This window comes from Stieleria varia (genome assembly GCF_038443385.1).
In the GTDB taxonomy this organism is placed as follows: Bacteria; Planctomycetota; Planctomycetia; order Pirellulales; family Pirellulaceae; genus Stieleria; species Stieleria varia.
Window position 1 is genome coordinate 2,302,639 of the sequence record NZ_CP151726.1, and the last position, 20,115, is coordinate 2,322,753.

The 20,115-nt window shown below is 56.0% G+C and carries 10 protein-coding genes; 9 read left to right on the top strand and 1 reads right to left on the bottom strand.

Going from position 1 to position 20,115, the window contains the following annotated elements; all coding sequences use genetic code 11:
* Positions 1 to 202: 202 nt before the first annotated feature.
* From Pla52nx_RS07950 to Pla52nx_RS07970, 5 genes are all read left to right on the top strand, one after another.
* Positions 203 to 1,261, top strand: a complete 1,059-nt coding sequence (locus Pla52nx_RS07950; RefSeq protein WP_146522504.1) for a DUF1611 domain-containing protein — start codon at positions 203 to 205, stop codon at positions 1,259 to 1,261.
* A complete protein-coding gene (locus Pla52nx_RS07955; RefSeq protein WP_146522505.1) occupies positions 1,258 to 2,289 on the top strand; it encodes a dipeptide epimerase in 1,032 nt (343 codons plus the stop codon). The genes Pla52nx_RS07950 and Pla52nx_RS07955 overlap by 4 nt, the downstream gene beginning before the upstream one ends.
* Before the next feature lie 38 nt (positions 2,290 to 2,327).
* Entirely contained in the window at positions 2,328 to 3,326 is a 999-nt protein-coding gene (locus Pla52nx_RS07960; protein WP_146522506.1) for an isoaspartyl peptidase/L-asparaginase family protein, read from the top strand.
* Between the two features lie 14 nt (positions 3,327 to 3,340).
* The gene (locus tag Pla52nx_RS07965; RefSeq protein WP_146522507.1) at positions 3,341 to 6,064 is read left to right on the top strand and encodes a serine hydrolase; all 2,724 of its coding nucleotides are present in this window, start codon (positions 3,341 to 3,343) and stop codon (positions 6,062 to 6,064) included.
* 167 nt (positions 6,065 to 6,231) lie between these two features.
* Positions 6,232 to 9,627 (top strand): serine hydrolase, encoded by a 3,396-nt coding sequence (locus Pla52nx_RS07970; protein ID WP_197454964.1) that lies wholly within the window; start codon positions 6,232 to 6,234, stop codon positions 9,625 to 9,627.
* Between the two features lie 633 nt (positions 9,628 to 10,260).
* Here Pla52nx_RS07970 and Pla52nx_RS07975 read toward each other — a convergent pair.
* A complete protein-coding gene (locus Pla52nx_RS07975) occupies positions 10,261 to 12,321 on the bottom strand; it encodes a caspase family protein (RefSeq protein WP_146522509.1) in 2,061 nt (686 codons plus the stop codon).
* A gap of 239 nt (positions 12,322 to 12,560) precedes the next feature.
* Between Pla52nx_RS07975 and Pla52nx_RS07980 the strand changes: the two genes are divergently transcribed.
* The 4 genes from Pla52nx_RS07980 to Pla52nx_RS07995 all read left to right on the top strand — a co-directional run bounded on the left by Pla52nx_RS07980 (position 12,561) and on the right by Pla52nx_RS07995 (position 19,915).
* Positions 12,561 to 16,040: a caspase family protein gene (locus Pla52nx_RS07980; protein ID WP_197454965.1), complete on the top strand. Its 3,480-nt coding sequence runs from the start codon at positions 12,561 to 12,563 to the stop codon at positions 16,038 to 16,040.
* Between the two features lie 190 nt (positions 16,041 to 16,230).
* Positions 16,231 to 16,851, top strand: a complete 621-nt coding sequence (locus tag Pla52nx_RS07985; protein ID WP_146522511.1) for a hypothetical protein — start codon at positions 16,231 to 16,233, stop codon at positions 16,849 to 16,851.
* Between the two features lie 509 nt (positions 16,852 to 17,360).
* Entirely contained in the window at positions 17,361 to 18,470 is a 1,110-nt protein-coding gene (locus Pla52nx_RS07990; RefSeq protein ID WP_146522512.1) for a DUF1559 domain-containing protein, read from the top strand.
* Complete coding sequence (locus tag Pla52nx_RS07995; protein WP_146522513.1) at positions 18,467 to 19,915, top strand: PepSY-associated TM helix domain-containing protein; 1,449 nt, start codon at positions 18,467 to 18,469, stop codon at positions 19,913 to 19,915. Before Pla52nx_RS07990 ends, Pla52nx_RS07995 begins: the two co-directional genes overlap by 4 nt.
* The last annotated feature ends 200 nt before the right edge of the window (positions 19,916 to 20,115 follow it).

Below are 20,115 nucleotides of genomic sequence, written 5' to 3' on the forward strand. Positions count from 1 at the left end.
AATGGATTTCGCGACAGTCATTTTTCGCACGTCGCTACGTAAAAGTTCTTGTTGACGGTTGTGCGCAATAGATTAACAAAACTGCGCAGTTGCGCAGTGCGGAGCCATCGAGTTGCGGATAAGATGAGCGTCACTAACAGTCGGATCGGCACACGTTCGTGGTGCCCCTCCACGCAGCATGGATTTCTGAGTGAGAAAGAACATGAAGTACGAGCCGTCGGCACTGAGCAACTACCGTCGAATCGTTTTGTTGACGGATGGGTATTCGACGCCGTTTCTTGCGAAGACGGCGATCAATCTGTTGCGATATCGTTGCGACGATATCGCAGCGGTGATTGATCGTGAATTTTCGGGACAGGATGCGTTCGATGTGTTTGGGACGGGGGCGGGGGTTCCCGTCCTCGATGGCGTGCCCGACGATGCTGACTCCGTGTTCATCGGCATCGCACCTCCCGGAGGAAAGCTTCCCGAGTCGTGGCGAGACGTCATTTGTGACGCTCTGCGGCGAGGGATCGACGTTGTCTCTGGCCTCCATGATTTCCTTTCGGATAATCCTGAGTTTGTCTCGCTTTCTGAGGCTCATGGCGGCAAGTTGATAGACGTCCGTCGGAATGTGGAGAAGCAAACGGCAACCGCCGCTGCATTTCGTGACGGATGCCTACGGATCCATACGGTCGGTCACGATTGTAGTGTGGGCAAAATGGTGGCCACCTTTGAGGTCGAGCGAGAGCTCAAGCGGCGAGGGCTGGATGCTGTCTTTCTAGCGACCGGTCAGACAGGGATCATGATTTCCGGCGAAGGTGTCCCGATCGACTGTGTTGTCGCTGATTTTGTCAACGGAGCCGCAGAGTCGCTCGTAAGACGCAACGAGCAGCATGACTTCGTTCTCGTTGAGGGGCAAGGCTGCATCTCGCATCCCAGTTTCTCGGCGGTAACGCTTGGCTTATTGCATGGCTGTGCACCACACGGCCTGATCTATTGTTATGAGGTGGGACGCGAGCAAGTCAAAGGGCTTGACGGGGTGCCGCTGTTGCCGATGCGACGACTGATCCAAGCCTATGAGATGGCTGCATCTCTGCGACATCCATGTTCAGTCATTGGCATCGCGATGAACAGCCGTCAATTGAATGAGTCAGAGGCTCAGTCAGAACGCGAGCGTGTCTCGCAAGAGTTTGGATTGCCGGTGTGCGACGTGTATCGTGATGGTGCCGGCGTGCTGGCTGATGCCGTTGTCCAACTGAGGCAGGAGGTGATCGGGTGAAGCTGCATTTACATCGTCTTGAACTGCCTTTGGAGTTTGAGTTCACGATTGCCCGCGGTTCGATATCGACACAGCCGTCGCTCGTGGTTGAACTGGAACAGCAAGGGCACCGAGGGTACGGCGAATCGACGGCCAATCCCTACTACGGGCACACATTGGATTCCATGTCCCAGTCACTGCAGTCGTGTCGTGAAACGATTGAGTCGTACGAGTTTGGGAGACCCGCTGAACTGTGGCAAATCCTGCAGAAACCTTTGGCGGACGATTCTTTCGCGTTATCCGCGTTGGACTTAGCGGCGTACGATCTCTTTGGCAAACTCACGTCGCGACGGACGTATGAATTGCTCGATTTGAGTTGGGAGTCTGTGCCGGAATCCAGTTACACCATCGGCATCGACACGATCGACAAGATGGTTGCAAAATTGAAGGCGCGTCCCAACTGGCGAATCTACAAGGTCAAGTTAGGAACGGATCGAGACGTCGAGATTGTTCGATCGCTCCGGCAAGTCACCTCGGCTGTTTTTCGCGTTGACGCAAACTGCGGTTGGACGGCTGAGGAGACGATCGAGAATTCACATCAATTAAAGTCTCTTGGCGTGGAGTTCATTGAACAGCCGCTTCCCGCGGATGCGTCCACAGAAGATCAACGACTGGTGTACCAGCATTCCGCCTTGCCAATCATCGCGGATGAAAGCTGTCAGATTGAATCCGACGTCGGCAAGTGTGCCGGCCGGTTCCATGGGGTCAATGTCAAGTTGTGTAAGTGTGGAGGGCTGACGCCTGCGGTCCGAATGCTTCGCCAGGCACGGCAGTTAGGGTTGAAAACCATGTTGGGGTGTATGGTGGAAAGCACGGTGGGGATCTCCGGGGCCGCGCAATTGTCGCCATTGTTGGACTATGCTGACTTGGACGGGGCAGAGTTGTTGTCAGCGGATGCGGCAAGCGGTGTCTCGATCAACCAAGGGCGAATCGAGCTTGGTGATGGGTACGGTAGCGGGGTGGTGTTCACCGGCAATTCGCCGTATTGAGTTCTTTTACGCAATCAAGAATCACAAGGTGGCATTTGATGGCAGTACGAACAGCGTTGTTTTTGATCGTTTGCATACCATGCCTTGTCGGCGGCCTCTGCTTTGGAGCAGAACCGCAGATGCCTTACGCGATCGTGATCCATGCCGGTGCTGGCAGCTCACCCAAGAGCGAACAATGGATTGAAGGCAAAACGGCGGTTCTTGAGCAGGCATTGACCGCCGGGCAGGAGATGTTGAAGTCCGGAGCGACAAGTCTTGATACGGTGGAAGCCGTCGTGCGGATTCTGGAAGATTCTGCTTACTGCAACGCTGGCAAGGGGGCCGTATTCAACGCGGCGGGAACTCACGAGCTGGACGCGACGATCATGGATGGTCGTGATCGATCCACGGGAGCGGTGGGCGGCGTCACAACCATCAAGAACCCCATCTCGCTTGCTCGACGGGTGATGACTCACACCGAACACGTGCTGCTGGTCGCCGGTGGGGCAGAACAGTTTGCCGATCAATTCGCGGACGACGTGATGATTGAGCGGGTCCCGAACTCGTACTTCTCCACAGACTTTCGGCGTGCTCAGTTGGATCGTATTGAGCAGCAGCAACGACAGCAGCAGCGGCAAAGTGAATCCGATTCCATGGGGACTGTCGGTTGTTGTGCGCTGGACACCCATGGCAGTCTTGCCGCCGCGACTTCAACGGGAGGTCTGACCAACAAGCGGTTTGGTCGACTTGGCGATTCTCCCATCGCAGGGGCCGGCACTTATGCAGACGATCAAACCTGCGCGGTGTCCTGCACGGGAATCGGGGAAGACTTCATTCGCAATGGTGTGGCTCGCGACGTCTCCGCGCGAATGTCGTACCTCGGTAATACGGCAGACAAAGCCGTTGAGGCGATCCTGTCAAGCAAAGAGCATCCGGTTCGCGGCGGTATCATTGCAGTGAGTCACGATGGTGAGATCGTGATGCGATTCAATACGGAATCGATGTCAAGGGCTGCAGCGGATTGGCGAGGCCGGCGCGAAGTTCACGTGACTGATTGATAGTGAGTACTAAGATGATGAATTGTCTCAGCCGGATGCTGGCCCTATGGGCGTTGCTTTTTCTCGTCACGGCGTCGTCGGCCGCAGATCAATGGTCGATCGAGCGTCTTGCGGAAGCGAAAGATTATTCCCAGACGATCGATACCGCGGCGGTCGTCATTCTGCAGGATGGCAAGCTCGTTGATCAATGGGGAGCGGTCGCAATGCCGCTCAACTGTCACTCCATTCGCAAAAGCCTGCTGAGTGCTATGTTTGGTCAGCATGTACAGGATGGTATTGTCGATCTCGATGAAACGCTTGGCGATCTGGGCATCGACGATAACGAGCCACCGCTGACAGAGATCGAAAAGACGGCTACGGTTCGTGACTTGCTGATGGCCAGGTCGGGAGTCTATCACCCCGCTCTGTACGAAACCGCATCCATGGCTGCGAAACGGCCGAAGCGTGGAACGCATGCACCCGGAACGTTTTGGTACTACAACAACTGGGATTTCAACACGCTGGGGACCATCTTCCGGCAACAAACGGGACGTGACTTGTTCGACGAGTTCAACTCCAGGATCGCCGAGCCGCTCGGAATGCTCGATTTTCGTCCCGGGAGAGACACGGAGTACGTGTCCGGAAAAGATTCGATCCACCGTGCCTATCCGTTTCAATTGAGCGCCAGGGATCTGGCAAGATTCGGACAACTGATGCTTCAGAACGGTCGATGGAACGGACAGCAGCTCGTTCCCGAAACTTGGGTTCGTGAAAGCACGCAGTCCTACTCGGATGCCGGAAAATCCGGTGGATACGGATACATGTGGTGGGTGGCGGTCGATGGTGAGCACCTGCCTGGCGTGACGTTGCCTGCGGGGAGTTACTCCGGTCGCGGCTATCGCGGCCATTACCTTGTGATCATCCCCGAATGGAACTTGGTGGTTTGCCACCGCGTCAACACACACCAATCAGGCACGGTGGTTTCCAGCAGTCAGTTTGGCAAGTTGTTGTCATTGATCCTCGCAGCAAGAACCGGCACGACAGAAATTGCCTCCAACGACAGCAAAGAACTTCCCAAGGCCAGTGAATACAGCATTATCATCCGCAATGGTGAAATCATCGACGGTACGGGGCGGAACCGTTTTTCAGCGGATGTAGGAATCGTGGCAGATCGCATCGCTGAAATCGGAGATCTTTCCGATGCGACTGCGGATCGAATCATCGATGCCACCGGACAGATTGTTTGCCCAGGCTTCATTGACTTGCACAGCCACGCCGAGGAAGGCTTGGTTCATCGTGATCCCGCAAGACGCAGTGCTCCCAACTTGATCACGCAAGGGATCACAACGGTCGTGGTAAACCAGGACGGCGATGGACCGCTCGATATGAAAAGTCAGCGTGAGTCGATGCAGCAATCGGGAATCGGATTGAACGTGGTCCAAGCTCTCGGTCACGGCACCCTGCGTCGCAAAGTCCTCGGCGACGACTATCAACGTCCCGCATCGCCCGAGGAAATCGAAACGATGCAGGGATTGCTACGTTCCGCGTTAAAGGAACGCGTTTTTGGAATGTCTGCCGGGCTGGAGTATGTGCCCGGCAGATGGAGCACTGCGCGAGAGATGCATTCACTGGCGCAGACGATCAAGGAGTTTGATGGTGTCTACATCGTTCACGAACGTAGTTCGGGCACCCGACCGATGTGGTTTTTGCCGAGTCGTGATTCACACGAGCAGCCATCGATGGTGGACAACATTCGAGAGTTGATCGCGGTTGCCGCCGACACGAGGGTGACGACTGTGGCGACGCACATCAAGGCTCGCGGCACAGATTTCTGGGGATCGAGCGAGACCATCAATTCGATGATCCGAAAGGCGCGCGAAGAAGGGCTTCCGCTATTTGCGGATCAATATCCATACAACACAAGCGGGTCCGACGGTCGTATCGTTTTGATTCCCGATTGGGTGTTCGCCAAAGAGGCGGGCGAACGAGACGAACAGCGCGAAGAGTCCGACAACGCCGATTCAAAGCGTGACTTCGCCAAACAGCTTGAGAGTGTTCTGCAGGACGAGCAGCTGACCTCGCATCTTCGCAAGGATGTCGAATACGAAATCACTCGTCGCGGAGGTGCTGAGAAAATCCTGATCATCCAGTCCAATGAGGCGGGGATCGCAGGCAAGACACTCGGCGAGTATGCCGAGATGCATCAAGAAGAACCGGTGGATGCAGTTTTTCGACTTCAGCTCATGGGGGATCGCCATCGTCGCGGTGGCGCTCAGTTGCGGGCATTCTCGATGGATGAAGCGGACGTCGAAGCATTCGCCGCAACGGCTTGGACGGCTACCTCCAGTGATGCCGGGATCGCACTTCCTCATGACGGTCCGGTTCACCCGCGGTTTTACGGAGCGTTTCCACGAAAGATCCGGCATTACGCCATCGATCGGGGTTTGATGTCTGTGGAGGAAGCGGTGCGAGTTTCCACCTCGCTACCGGCAATGATTCTTGGCCTTATCGACCGAGGCGAATTGAAGACCGGGTTTGTCGCGGATTTGGTCGTGTTTGATCCGGAAACCGTTCGTGATCGCTCGGATGCCTTTCATCCACATCGATTTGCCGAAGGGATCAGCTACGTATTGATCAACGGTTCGTTGTCCGTCGATCATCAGCAGTGGTATGGCAACCTGTCGGGGCAAGTCATTTTGAAAAGCCAACGCGATCCAGTGAAACACCCAAACTCTGACGATGGGAACACACAGCCATGATTTGCTTCAAGCGATATTGTTTAGGAACAATGATCCATTTACTGGCGCACGTGGTTCCATTCGCAACGGCGCACTTGGTAATGGGATTCGCCAGAATTCCTTTCGGGCAGGATTTCTGGCGAAATCCAATACGCCATCCATTGATAATACGCTGCTTACTTTGCCCATTGGTTTTCACAGCTTTGCTCGGTCTGGCGACGGCGGCGGCACAGGATACCGCAGCGAACACAATCATTGCGGCAAAGGAAATTGATCAACAAGACATTGATCAACTCGTACGCAACTACATGGACCGACACGGCGTGCCTGGTATGTCAATCGCCGTCGCCTCGCAGAACGAATTGGTTTATGCAAAGGGATTCGGGTTGGCCGATGTTGAGCATTCGGTTGAGGCAACGGAGACGACGCGTTACCGAACGGCTTCCATCGCCAAACCGATGACAGCCGCCGTGATTTTGTCGCTGTTGGACGAGGGTAAATTGGATTTAGACAAGTCCGTGACGTCGTATGTTTCTGGTTTTCCAGAGAAGCGATGGCCTGTTACCAGTCGGCAACTGCTGGGACATCTTGGCGGGGTTCGACATTACAAATCTTCTGCGGAATCCTCGTCGACGGAGCACTTTTTTAACCTCAAGGCCGCCTTGCGAACGTTTGCCGACGATCCGCTGATTCACGAGCCAGGCACACGGTACCGGTATTCCTCTTTTGGTTACAACCTGCTCGGAAACGTGGCCGAGAGTGCCGGCGGGAACGACTTCATCAGCTTGCTGCATGAATATGTTCTTGCTCCATCCGGCATGACACACACGGTCGCCGACGACACCTTTGCGGTGATTCCCGGTCGAGCACGTGGATACTTGCGGGCAACGCCATCCTATCTCACGACGTTGCCCGATGATCACAGTCTGATCGAAGGTGAGTTGTACAACTCAACGCTCCACGATACGAGCATGAAGATTCCGGGGGGCGGATTGTTGTCGACGGCGCCGGATTTGGTTCGGTTTGCCGTGGCAATGAACCGAGGTGATTTGTTGCAAAAGCCGACGGTTGACGCGATGTGGACGCGGCAGAAGACGAGCGCAGGCGAGGAGACGTCCTATGGTCTCGGTTGGAGCGTCGGTCAAAAATCGGGACGACAAGCGGTTTGGCATGGAGGAGCCCAGTCGGGTACATCCACGGTGTTGCTGCTGTACCCAGAGACCGGGATATGCGTTGCCATCATGAGCAACCTGCAACGCTTGAGTTTGACAAGCTTGGCGGTCGCGATCGCCCAGCGGGTTGAGCCGCCCCAGTACGATTACGAACCGGCGATCAAGAAACTGCGGGAGGCAGTGCGGCACGAAGTCGAGCAGAAAGAGCTGCCCGCGTTTTCGATTTCACTGATCGACCGTGATCACGTGGTCTGGGCAGACGGCTTTGGTTTTCAGGACACAGAGAAGAACATTCCGGCGACTGCGGAAACCGTTTACCGTGTGGGATCGGTTTCGAAGTTGTTCACTGATATCGCTGTGCTGCAATTGGTCGAGGAAGGCAAACTGGATCTCGACGCTCCGGTAGAGCAGTATCTGCCCGATTTCAAACCCGAGGATCCCTTCGGCGTCCCGCTCACGTTGCGTCAAATGATGTCGCACCGTTCGGGCTTGGTGCGAGAGTCACCCGTCGGCAATTACTTTGATCCTGACGAACCGACTTTGGCGGCGACCGTTGCTAGTCTCAACGACACCAAGCTGGTCTACAAGCCGGAGACGAAGACAAAGTACTCCAATGCCGCGATTGCGGTGGTCGGCGCTGTACTGGAAAAGCAACTTGAGGTGTCTCATCCGCAACGTGTTCGAGACACGATTCTCCAACCGCTGGGGATGAACCAGAGCAGCTTTGTTGTGACACCTGCTGTCGAACCAAAGCTCGCGACTGGCTGGATGCGGACCTATGACGGTCGCCGATTTGAGGCGCCAACGTTTTTGCTGGGTACCGGGCCGGCGGGAAACATGTATTCCAGCGTGTTGGACCTGTCCAAGTTCGTGTCGTGTCTTTTTGACGAAGGCCGAACCGAAGACGGAATGATCTTGAAGCCGGAGTCGCTGGAGCTGATGGTGACACCTATCAAAGATTCCGTCGGCAAAGCACAGGGATTCGGACTGGGGTTCCATGTTCAGCAACTGGATGGTTACACCAAGATCGGTCATGGCGGGGCGGTCTATGGTTTTTCAACGCAGTTGGAGGCACTTAGGGAACGTCAGTTGGGAGTCGCTGCAGCGTCATCCCTGGATGGGACCAACGGCGTGGTGCGTCGACTTGCCGATTATGCTCTGCGATTGATGGTCGCGATTCAGGACGGTGCGCCGTTGCCCGAGTATCGCACAACCGTCCCGATTCCTGGGCAGCGCGCGGCAAAACTTGTCGGACGATATCGCGAATTGGATGGCGATGGATTCGCACGGATTTGCGAACTCAACAGAGATGTTTTCCTGCAGCACGGTTCGTTTCGAAATGAGCTCCGTGCTGCAGCGGATGACGGAACCATCATCACGGATGATGAAATCGGTTTTGAAACCAAAGTTGAAATGGGTGACGATGGTCGCTTGGTCGTGGGCGATGTCACCTTCGCGAGATTGCCTGACGAACCACCGGCGGACGTTCCAGATCGCTGGCGTGGTCTCATCGGCGAGTATGGTTGGGATCACAACACGCTGTATATCTTGGAGGAGGACGAGAATCTCTACGCATTGATCGAATGGTTTTACTATTACCCATTGCAGGAAGTCGGCGAGAATCTGTTCGAGTTTCCAGACCATGGCTTGTATCATGGCGAGGGCTTGCGCTTCACTCGGGATGAGAACGGCAATGCGGTGGCAGTCAACGCGGCAGAAGTCATTTTCAAGCGACGGGAGGTCGGCACGAAAGACGGGGAGACCTTTCAGATCAAACCCGTGAAGCCGATTGATGACCTTCGCGCAGGCGCTTTGGCCGCCACACCTCCGGCGGAATCCGGTGACTTTCGCGAAACCGATCTGGTGGAATTGTCGACCTTGGATTCTGGAATCAAGTTGGACATTCGCTATGCCACGACGAACAACTTTACGGGGGCAGTGTTTTACCAACAGCCGCGGGCTTTCATGCAACGGCCGGCCGCGGAGGCCGTCGTTCGCGCCAACGCAAAGCTAGAGACTCTTGGGCTGGGCCTGTTGATCCACGATGCCTATCGACCATGGCACGTCACGAAGATGTTTTGGGACGCGACTCCTGGTGAGTTCAAGGACTTTGTTGCGAATCCCGCCGATGGTTCACGCCACAATCGAGGCTGCGCGGTGGATTTGACGTTGTATGATCGAGCGACAGGCGAGCCGATCCAAATGGTCGCAGGATATGACGAGTTTTCCTTTCGTTCTTTTCCACTCTATCCTGGCGGAACGTCGCGGCAACGTTGGTATCGCGATCTGCTACGTCGCACGATGGAATCGGAAGGGTTTCGCGTTTTCGAATTCGAGTGGTGGCATTTCGACTTCGGTGATTGGCGACGCTACCGCATCGGCAACGCCACGTTTGAGGAATTGCAGCCGTGACGTCGGAGCCAGTGTGCGTGGATTTGAAACGAAGTCGTTCGGTGCGCCCGCCTACGTCTTCGCGGGCTGCTGACTTAGTGAGCCGCAAGGCGCTAGCGGGCTGTTGATTTAGTGAGCCGCGACGCGTAAGCGGCCGGGCCTACCGCATTGCCCGGTGCCTTACGGCCCACGGCTCACCCTTGCGTTCCCAATTTCGATTAAATCAACAGGCCGCTAGCTCGGATTGCTCAAAGTTTGGCGTTGACACTTCTTTTTGAAGCCACCGTTCTATTCCCCGTGTCACCTCCACCAAGGAACTTGGGGGAGGTCGAGCAGAGCCGTTTAGGCGAATGCGAGGGAGGGGGCTCTCGCGCCGCTTGAACACATCAATGCGTATTGCGCAACGTAGGCCCCCTCCCGGATCTTGCTTCGCTCGATCCGACCTCCCCCAGCTGCGCCGGTGGAGGTGACAGCACACCCCGCGCAAACCAATAATGCCACAACCCCAAAATTTGAGCAGTCCGGGCTAGCGCACTCCGGCTGATGCATCACGACAACGTCAGCAGTCTCTTTCGGCTACGGGTCAAACGGCAGTGCGTCGCGTACGCTTCGTTATTGGGTTTCGACAACCGACACGCTGCCCCCTGACGTACTTCACAGCAAGTCTGCATCGACATATCGAATGTGAACAACGCCCAACAGATTTCCAGGCTTGATACCTTTGTAGGTTCTGATGTTGCGGTCGAGCGTTTGTCCAGCGGCGGTTCCCAAGGCACGCGAGTCGGCTTTCGGCGCGTAAAACGCGACCGTGATCAGTCCGATTTGATCTGAGTAACCGCGTTGGTTAGCGAGAGATTCCGCTGCATTGACAACGGTGAACTCTCGGACCTGGCCGCCGACGCCGGATTTTGTCATGAACCCGAGTAAATCCCATTTCGGAATTTTACCGGCCACTTCTGGACCATTTGGATCGAGCAGTCTTGGGACGGCATCGTTGAGATGAGTGATGGGTTGTCCCCACACGTCGATGTCGTTATCCGATTCAGCGACTTTCATGCCGGTGTCCAAGCCATCGACTAGGATTCTCGCAAGCGCGACGGTGCCACTTTTGTTGTGCAAACGGATTGCGTACCGGTCTCCTTTTTTCACACCGACGAAACAATCGTTGCCGCGAAACACGGGCGGTCGCACCGTTCCATTGACGCGAATTTCCACATCAAAACGACTCTTGAATTCTGGATCCAGTAAAGCATGAGCGCCCTGGCTTCGACGATCAGCCGCGGTGATCACTTGCTCGGTCTCCGATTCGCTCGACCGATTGATTGAGGTCAAAACACGTTGTCGGTCCTCTGGACGAATCACGACGCTGTAACCGAGCATCGCCCAGTCATTTTCGCTCAATGCCGCAGTTCCGCCGGTGATTCCGATCACGTCACCGGTGGTCGTTTCTTTGAGTTCGACCTGTAGTCTCAAGAATGCGCCCTGACGTCCCTTGATCGATCCCATCGCGACCGCGGGCATGTCTCCAACGCTCTTGGACAGACTCCGCAATCTCGGTGTGGATGAGATCGCCGACACCTCAAACCCGCCGTCTTGCAGGATCGCATGACGGAGTTGGTCACGATTGACGATGCGAAACGAAGCGTCCTGGCTGGCGGAGATCAACTGTCGTTCCAATTCATCGCCACAAAACTTGCCGACCAAACCGAATTGACCACCCAACACTTCTTGCAAGCGGCTGTCATCGGTGAATTCGAGCACACCTGCGCGGCGATACTTGTGCTCATCCAATAGGTCCGCAACGTGCTCGGCCATGTTGGCTAAAAGGGGACGCAGCGGCTGTGGCTTGAGACGAACCACGTCAGGCACGCCAATCACACGTGGTCCAACAATTCGAACCGGCGTTTGGCGATTGGGAAAACGAACCTTGGCTGTATGGGCAACGCGCCGACTGACGTAGCTGTGGAGCTCATCAATATCAACACTGCCGTTGCTGTCTCGATCCGCGTGCCCCTTCAATCCTTCGGTCAACCAGTAGCTGTAGAGTGAACGTCGTTTGTCTTGCCAAATCACGCTGACTTGATCTTCGCTACAACTGGCCAGCGTGACCACACCATCAACAGCTTTGAAGAGCCGCCCCATTTCGTCCGGGGAGAGTGAGTCGGTGTTGGGTTCAGAATTCTCGCTGCCGGCGTGGCAGGCATCCAAGATCAGGAGTTTCAAGACGGCTGAGCATCCCGCAATTCGTTCTCGCAACCAATCGACACTGATCCCCGTCTCGGAAGGTTTCGTTCGGTCAAAATCCAGCGGCGCCAGGTACATCAGACCGTCATCGTCACGAAAACCATGACCACTGAAAAAGACCAAGACCATGTCGTCTGCTCCGACTCGCTCCAACCAAGCAGGAATCCGTCGGGTCAAGGTTTCGTGCAGCGGTTGCGAGTCTGGTCCCGGTCCGAAGTCCGTGATCTCAAGGATGTGATCCGGGGCCACTCCGCCGTAGGCTATGAGCGTTTCGCGGAGGCACTGGGCATCGTCGACGGTGTATTCCAACGGGCTGACCTGCTGATAATCTTGCACGCCGATCAGCAAAGCCCACGTCTCGCCTGCCGCCAGCGTTCCTGCAGCTAGAGTCACTGTGGCCAACCAAACGCCAAAAGCAGCTGACGCTTTCGTTGCCAGTCGAGCGCGACCAAACACTCTCTTTTGGTCCATCCAAATGATCCCAATGGGTTCTTCGGGGCGTGAAATAAGCCATCAATGGCGGCTGCGCCAGCCACAACATGGTGATCCGATTCCAAGAACAATACAACGTTCGCACAATGAGACATTGTAAATCGGGCAAGCCCCACGGAAAGAACGGAGATCTGCTAGAAATCTTCCTAGCTCAGAAAGATTTTTTGGTTTCAATCGTTTCCCAAAGGAAATGTTTCCACCCCTTGAAGTACCGCTCCATGATTGTTGAAAAGCAATTCCGATCAAACGTCCTCGTTCGGGGCGTTGTTTCCGTTTTCTTGATGTTGCTCTGGTCGTCGGTGGTCTCCGGTCAACAACCGGCCAGTATCACGATTCAGACCAGCAGTGATGCGAAAATCAGTGTCAACGGAAAGGGCTACGGGACGTCGCGAAAACTGAATTTCAAAGACATGGCCACGGACGCGGACTTCGAGTACCGAGTCCGGGCGACGTTTGAGAACGGTCAAGTTCAAGAGCGTCGCCTTTTTCTGGCCGGAGGCCGACACGCGGTGGTTGACTTTCGCTCGTCCCCGGAACTGGTTCCACAACCGGGCGGCAACTATAACGCGATCGTTAGCCCGAGTGGAAAATACATTCTGTACGAACGCGACAACACGGCAGTTTTGCGTGACGCTGAATCTGGATTGGTCCTCCGCGAGTATCGGGCTCATTCAAAACGATTGGAGGGCTTCGCCTTCAGCTCCGACGAAAGCAAAGTTTACACGGCGGGAATGGACGACCGACTCATTACGTGGGAGTTGCAGACGGGCAAAGTCCTACGCGACCTCGACGTGCCGTCATGCTACGGCTTTTGCCTTGCCGGTAACCATTCCACGGCTGTTCTGGCTACGAGCGATGATTGTCAGCTGATGGATGTGCATTCAGGACGAGTTATTCGCACCTTTGATCGTTCTGGAATGAGTTTTTATAATGCGTGGATCAGTCCGAAGGCACAATTCGTCGTAGGGCAAGGTCGGATCAGCAACGGTGCTTATGGCGGTGTGATTTGGGATGCGCGAACCGGCGCTGAACTTCACTCGTTGGGGAGCACCGCCTATTACACGCCAGCATTCAACACAGACGAAACGCTCGTTGTTACCATCGCTGACGATGACAGACGGTTGCAGTGTCGCGAGTCTCGCTCGGGGCAATTGGTTTGGGAAGCAACAGGCAAGAGTTACTCGACCGTCGTCTACGACGCGAACAAAAATCAATTTCTAGCGGTCGGCTCGAATCGACAAGACGATGCCAAGCCGTATGACCAACGTTCCTATTGGCTTGAGGCATTCAACCTGCGATCATCGACGCCGTTATTGTCGAGATCTATGCCAGGCCACTGCGAACTCCTTAGCCCCCAGCATGATGTCGCATTGATCAACGGCAAGCGAATGAGCTTGTCGCAACTCGATGCACAATCTCCGGACGCGTATCCTGAATCGCTTCTGACCTCGACACGGCAGCCGTTCTGGCTCTCAGGAGGACGAGTTGTGCAAGACGACAAAGTCTTCCATCTCGGCACCGGGCAACTATTGCACGATTTTAATGAAGGCGGAGACAGCCGATTGTTTGTCGAATCCGTGTCAGGGGACGGCAGCCGAATTTTTTGTTTTGACAGCCGAGAAGTAGATTACAAAACAATCTATGTTTTCAGTTCGGAGACGTATCGGTTGCTGCAACGAATACGTTCTCCGTTTAAATCCCTTCATCTACGGCCCGACCACGCAGGCTCCCGATTGGCGGCAGGGTTCACGCAGTGGTACTTCTTCGGCGTCAGCTCAAAATCGGTTTTCAATGGCGGAACGTCTGAAATCGATGATCCGAATCTTTCGCCAGATGGGAAACGAACGTACCATAGCGATCGACTCGGCGAAGTTATCTATCTCAAGGAGTTCGAAACCAAACGGGGCGTCCAGAAAAATCTTTCAACCTCTCAGTTAGAATCGCTTATCCGCGGAATCACCCCGTCGTCCGACGGCAAGTATATCGCGGTCTGCGGAACTTACCGCAATCTCGCGCGAAGAAGCGAAGAAGTCGCGACATTGTGGATCCTTGATCCACTCACACTCGCAATTCAGAAAATCATCAAGGATTCTGAAATTGACGAGTTTGGCGCAGTTGTCGTCTCCCCTGACTCCCGTCGTATCGCGTGCGTCGAAGGCTATCCGGAGAGAAGAAAGTCTGTCGTTGTCTACGATGCGGCGACGGGACGACGCCTCATGGAGACGGTCGGCCATTACCCTGGCTATTCCGATCCGCCGGCCTTCAGCCCCGATGGCAAGTTTCTGCTGACGGTTTCCGAAGCAGGGTGGGAATTCTGGGACATCGATCGCCAAGAAAAACTCGCCACCTGGCTGAATTTTGAATCACAAGATGAGAGCGACTCAAAGAACCACTGGCTGGTGTTCACTCCCCAAGGTGCCTTTGATGGAACTTCTGTCGGAAGAAAACAGACGACCTTTCGCGTTGGTGATCGATTGAAAGTCGTTGCTGCCGACCGATTCTTTCAAGACCTCTATCGACCAGGATTGCTGCCTCGTTTGCTTGGTGGGGAAAACATTGACGCTCCCACGGACTTTGCCCAGCAGCAAGCTCCCAAAGTCGAAATGTTATCTCCCAGTTCACGATCCGTCGTCAATCAAAGTCAGGTGGAGATCAAGGCAAGATTCACCGACTTGGGCGGTGGCATTGCTCGGCCGTGGGTGTTTCACAACGGTTCCCGTGTTTTGGTCGACGGCAATTGGCCGGCCGACGGAAGAACGCGTGAGTTCACTTTCTCGCTCGCGCTGGTCGAAGGCGACAACTCGATCGAAGTGTTTAGTGCGAGCGAAGACAAGTCGTGGGAAAGCGACCCGGCGCAGATCGTGATTCGCCACGAGACCCCGATGGCGCAGCCGACGCTGCATTTGGTCGCGGTCGGAGTGAGTCAGTATGCTCAAGAAACGATGAACCTGAAGTTCGCGGCCATCGACGCGGATTCCATTGCCACGATCTTTGACCAACGCGGTCCTGCACTCTACGGTCAGGATCGCGTTCGAATCGTTCGCGTCAATGACCAACAGGCGACTCGCCAAGGAATCTTGACAGCGATTGACGAGGTGGCCAAGGCCTCCAATCCGCAAGACACATTTGTGCTTTTCCTGGCCGGGCACGGTTCCATGGTCGGACAACGGTACTACTTTTTGCCGCACGACTTTGAAAAACAGTCCGACAACTTGGAGGAAGACATTCGCCGACAGGGACTCCCCGGTGACGAACTCAACGATGCATTGGCGTCGGTAGCGGCGCGCCGACGCGTGATGATCTACGACACTTGTCAAAGCGGCGGAGCGATTCAGTTGGCGCGAACGGCACGCAACGGACTGGCGTTTCGAGGAGCTCTGGAGCGAATGAGCCGAGCAACCGGTTCGTACATCATCGCCGCTACGTCGGCCAGCGCGGAGGCACACGAGATCGAAGACCTTGGCCACGGTGTGCTCAGCTACACACTACTTGCGGGCGCGGGAGCGGAGCAGCTCAAAGGCCCCCTGCGCAGCCAGCCGGTCGTTCCCCAGAACTCCAAAACGCTGGACGTCCGGGACTGGTTCAACTATGCCCAGGACAAGGTCCCCGGGCTGACCAAGCTTTACTTGGGTGAAGAGCAATTCGTCGAAGCCAACGCGAGTGGGAGTAATTTTCCAATCTTGCCGTTGTCGAAATAGCTTCGTGTCATTCCCGATCGATGATTGTTCGTCATCCTGTAGGGGAGGCCAGGTACGGATGATCAAACCTGCGGCAAAACGACGCCTAGTTCGGCGAGAGATATTGTGCAAACACGCACGATGAACCAAACTGACCGACGTGAGGAGCGAGCCACGAATTCGTGTGCTCTTTTAACCATCGTCCGACTCTGTGATTTTTCATCAGCGGTACTCTCGACGCGATCGACGGCGACGTAGCATTCTGTGGATGCTGGTGGCGGTGTACGCGTTTGCGCTCGTTGGGGCGCCGGTCACGCGGGTCGATGTGGCTGCGAAAACGGGCCTCAAAGAGCGTTTTCCCTGCGAAAACTGTGCTTGCGGCTGCCCTTCGGCGGCGTTTTGCTGGGACCAGTGTTGCTGCCACAGCGACACGGAAAAACTGAAATGGGCGGAAGCCAACGGGGTTGTCCCACCGGCATTCTTGCTGGCCCGCGTGGCCCAATCCAATGCGGTGGCTCCCGCCACAGGCTCATGCTGTCACTGCAAAAAACAATCGACCTGTGAAAGCGAGCCTGACCCCGAATCGTGTGGTTCGGAGAAGGCCCGCGCCGGGGCAGACGAGATCGCCACTGTGTCGGAAACCAAGATGGTTCTGATGTGGAAATCGGCGCAGTGCCGCGGAATTCAATCGATTTGGAAATCCCTCATGGCGGTGGCCCTGGTCGCCCCGTCTGCTCTTTCTGGCGACTCACCCTGCTTGCCCGAGCCACTTGGTTTGCTCGATGAGCGGGCTGACTCCGTGAGTCATTCTCCCGATCCGCCGGTGCCGTAGCGGAGTGGTCTGGGTGACCCTGTGTCGCCCAAGGTTTGTTGATCCAAGCAACAGACTGCCAGCCACTGAACCCATCGACGCTGCGCAAGCGTGAGTGTTTGCTTCGAGCCAATCGGAGTGAGCCGAGCCTGCGTGTTTCGATATGACACCGCTCCCGCTGAGGCATGCCGAAGGCTTGCTCCTCACAACAGCGTGACTTCGTGTCTTTGGCGGGAGCGACTTTTAGTGTGTTTCGGAGTCCTTGTGAGCCGATGGCGCTAGCAACGGGCTTCGAAGAGGTTGGCTTCATGATAAGGCCCGCGGCTAGCGCCGTCGGCTCACGAAATCAATAGCCAGCTGTCCCAACACTGCATTGCTCGATCACTGAATCTTTCGTCCCTTCATCAATGGCACCCGTCACCCACTCGGACCAAAGTCTGTTTGCGTGGTGCAGCGCTACCGCTGCGCGCGTTGCGTGAGTTCACAAGTGCCGTCCACCAATCATCCCCCACTGACATTCATTACGAAACATGAAAACCTATCACACCCCGAACCGCGAACACGGCGGATTCACGCTCGTCGAGCTATTGGTCGTGATCGCGATCATCGGCATCCTCGTTGGTTTGTTGTTGCCGGCCGTTCAAGCGGCTCGTGAAGCGGCACGCAGAATGAGTTGCAGCAATAACTTTCGCCAGATCGGTCTCGCGTTGTCGAACTACGAGTCCGCATTCAAAAAACTGCCACCGGCCGGGATTCGCGATGGCGACTTTGCCGTTCAAGCCCGGATCTTGCCATTCATCGAACAGTCCGGCCTGCACGACGAGTTGCATTTTGATGTGCCGGCCTTTTCGGGAGGCTGGTCCGGCAAGGTTCCGCATCCGTCCAATGCTGCCGCGTTTGAAAAAGTCATCCCGACATACCTTTGTCCGAGCGATCCGGCGTCGCCGATCACGCTGGTCAACGTCAGTGGAACCGATTACTCCTATGGCGGCCTCAACTACATGGCCAGCTACGGCAGCAATCGGGGGCAAAACTATGACTTTCGCTGGCCCACCGACGGCGTTTTCTTTGAACCCTACGGTGTCCGTTTCAATCATGTGACAGACGGTCTGTCCAACACCGCCGTGATGAGCGAAGCCGTTCGGAGTGAAGGACCAGACCAGACTCTGCCGCCGGGGACTCTGCCGCCCAGACGCCCATACTTGCTGACACTCAACGGCTCCAGCGGCGTCGGAACCAATATCGGCAGCGTTCAAGGAATGCCGGGCAGCGGCGTCTGGGCGGCTTTCGTTAATGCCAACGGAATGATCGAAAACCCAGACTTGGAGGTGCTGCGTCAAAACTTTGACAGTTGGCGGGGCGGCTCAAGTCCGGCGTTGCGTGGCAGGGGCATGAGTTGGGCGTTTACCGGCGCGATCAACTCCATGACCAACGGTTATCTTTCGCCGAACAGCTACACGCCCGATATCGTCACTCACTGGACGGGATACTTTGCACCTCGCAGTTATCACACCGGCGGGGCTCAGTTGTTGTTCGCTGATGGCAGTGTGCATTTCTTGAGCGACAGCACGGACACGGAGCTCCATCGTGACTTGCACAGCGCCAATGGACACGAAGTCATTCAAGGGTTCACGCCATGAGTGGCCAAGCACCAGAGGCAGCGGTCGAACGGGCCGTTTCAACTTCATCAGGTCGCTCTGAATCGGATCGACTCGGGTGGCCGAACTATGCGACCGTTTGGCGTTGGCATTTTTACGCTGGGATTTTTTGTATCCCCCTGGTATTGGTGCTTTCGGTCACGGGAACGATCTATTTGTTTCGGCCGCAGATCGAAGCCTGGCAGGAACGGGATCTGGATCGGCTGCCCCGTGATGGACAAGCAGTCACCCCGGTGACGGAACAAGTCGCGGCGGCGCTGACTCGTATCCCTGACAGTCGTTTCGCTGCGTTGGAGATGCCCGCAGCCGATGCCGATGAAACCACGATCGCGGCAACAAGAGTCTTGGTCGATTCACCGCTGGGGAAATCACGTGTCTACGTGCATCCCGACGATGCGAAGGTGGTCTGCAGTGTCGTTGACGACGAGCGATTCATTCGCGTCGTTCGACGCATTCACGGCGAGTTGCTGTTGGGTAAGCGTGGTTCGTATTTGGTTGAGCTGGCTGCCAGTTGGACGATCGTCATGGTGATCACCGGAATGGTGTTGTGGATGCCGCGCAAATTTCGTGCAGCCGGCGTGCTGTATCCGCGTTGGAACGTCCGCCAAGGCAAAGTGCTTTGGCGGGATTTGCACAGCGTGGGTGGATTTTGGGTTTCCGGATTGATCCTGTTCTTGGTCGTCACCGGGCTGCCTTGGTCGACGTTCTGGGGCGACTACTTCAAGAGCATGCGGCGATGGACCGGGACAGATGTCGCAGCGCAGCATTGGGAGAGCGGCCACGCTCAGCATACTGGTGCTGGTGAGGGCAAGACGCCGCGAAAGACCGGTGGGGCACCGTCCTGGCGAAAGCCTGCGCCGGACCCGAGTAGCTATAGCATCGATGAGCTGCCCGGTGTCGTTGCGTTCGCGCAAACCTTGCCATGGCTCGCGCCGGTGGTGATTTCTCCGCCGTCCGATAGTGACAGTGTGTGGACGATCAAATCCGAGACCGCCAATCGGCCGCATCGTCAAACGATCCGCTATGACGCGGCAGCGGGCAGTGTGATCGACCACACGACCTTTTGCGACCAGCACTGGGTCGACCAATTGGTCGGTCAAGGAATCGCCTTGCACGAAGGGCAGCGATTCGGTTGGGCCAATCAACTGATCGCCTTGCTCGCAACGGTCGGCTTGGTCGGTCTGTCCTGCACCGGTATCATCCTGTGGTGGCGTCGGCGCGATGGTCCAGGGTTGTCGCCACCTGGATTGCCAAAGAAGCGACCGGCAGTCTCGCGTTTTCGAGCTGCATTGCTGCTGGTGACGGTAATGTTGCTGGGTGTCTATCTGCCGCTCTTTGGAGTGTCGCTCATTGCCGTCCTATTGGCAGACATCCTTTTCGTCTCCCGTGTCCCCAGTCTTGCGACTTGGTTGGGGCGTGCGACGTGAATGAGGCGTCAAGCGCCAGTCGCTTGACGTTCCGGGTTGATGGTGAGGGCGAAAACGGAGGACTGAACGGGGAGGAATTCGGTCATTCTCGTGCGACAATCAGCAAAGTGCTGTGGCCCCGTGAGTCTCGTTGCGGAAATCAAGTCGAGGCTGTGAGTAGGATTCAAATTCCCCCTCACCCCCAGCCCCTCTCCCCCAAG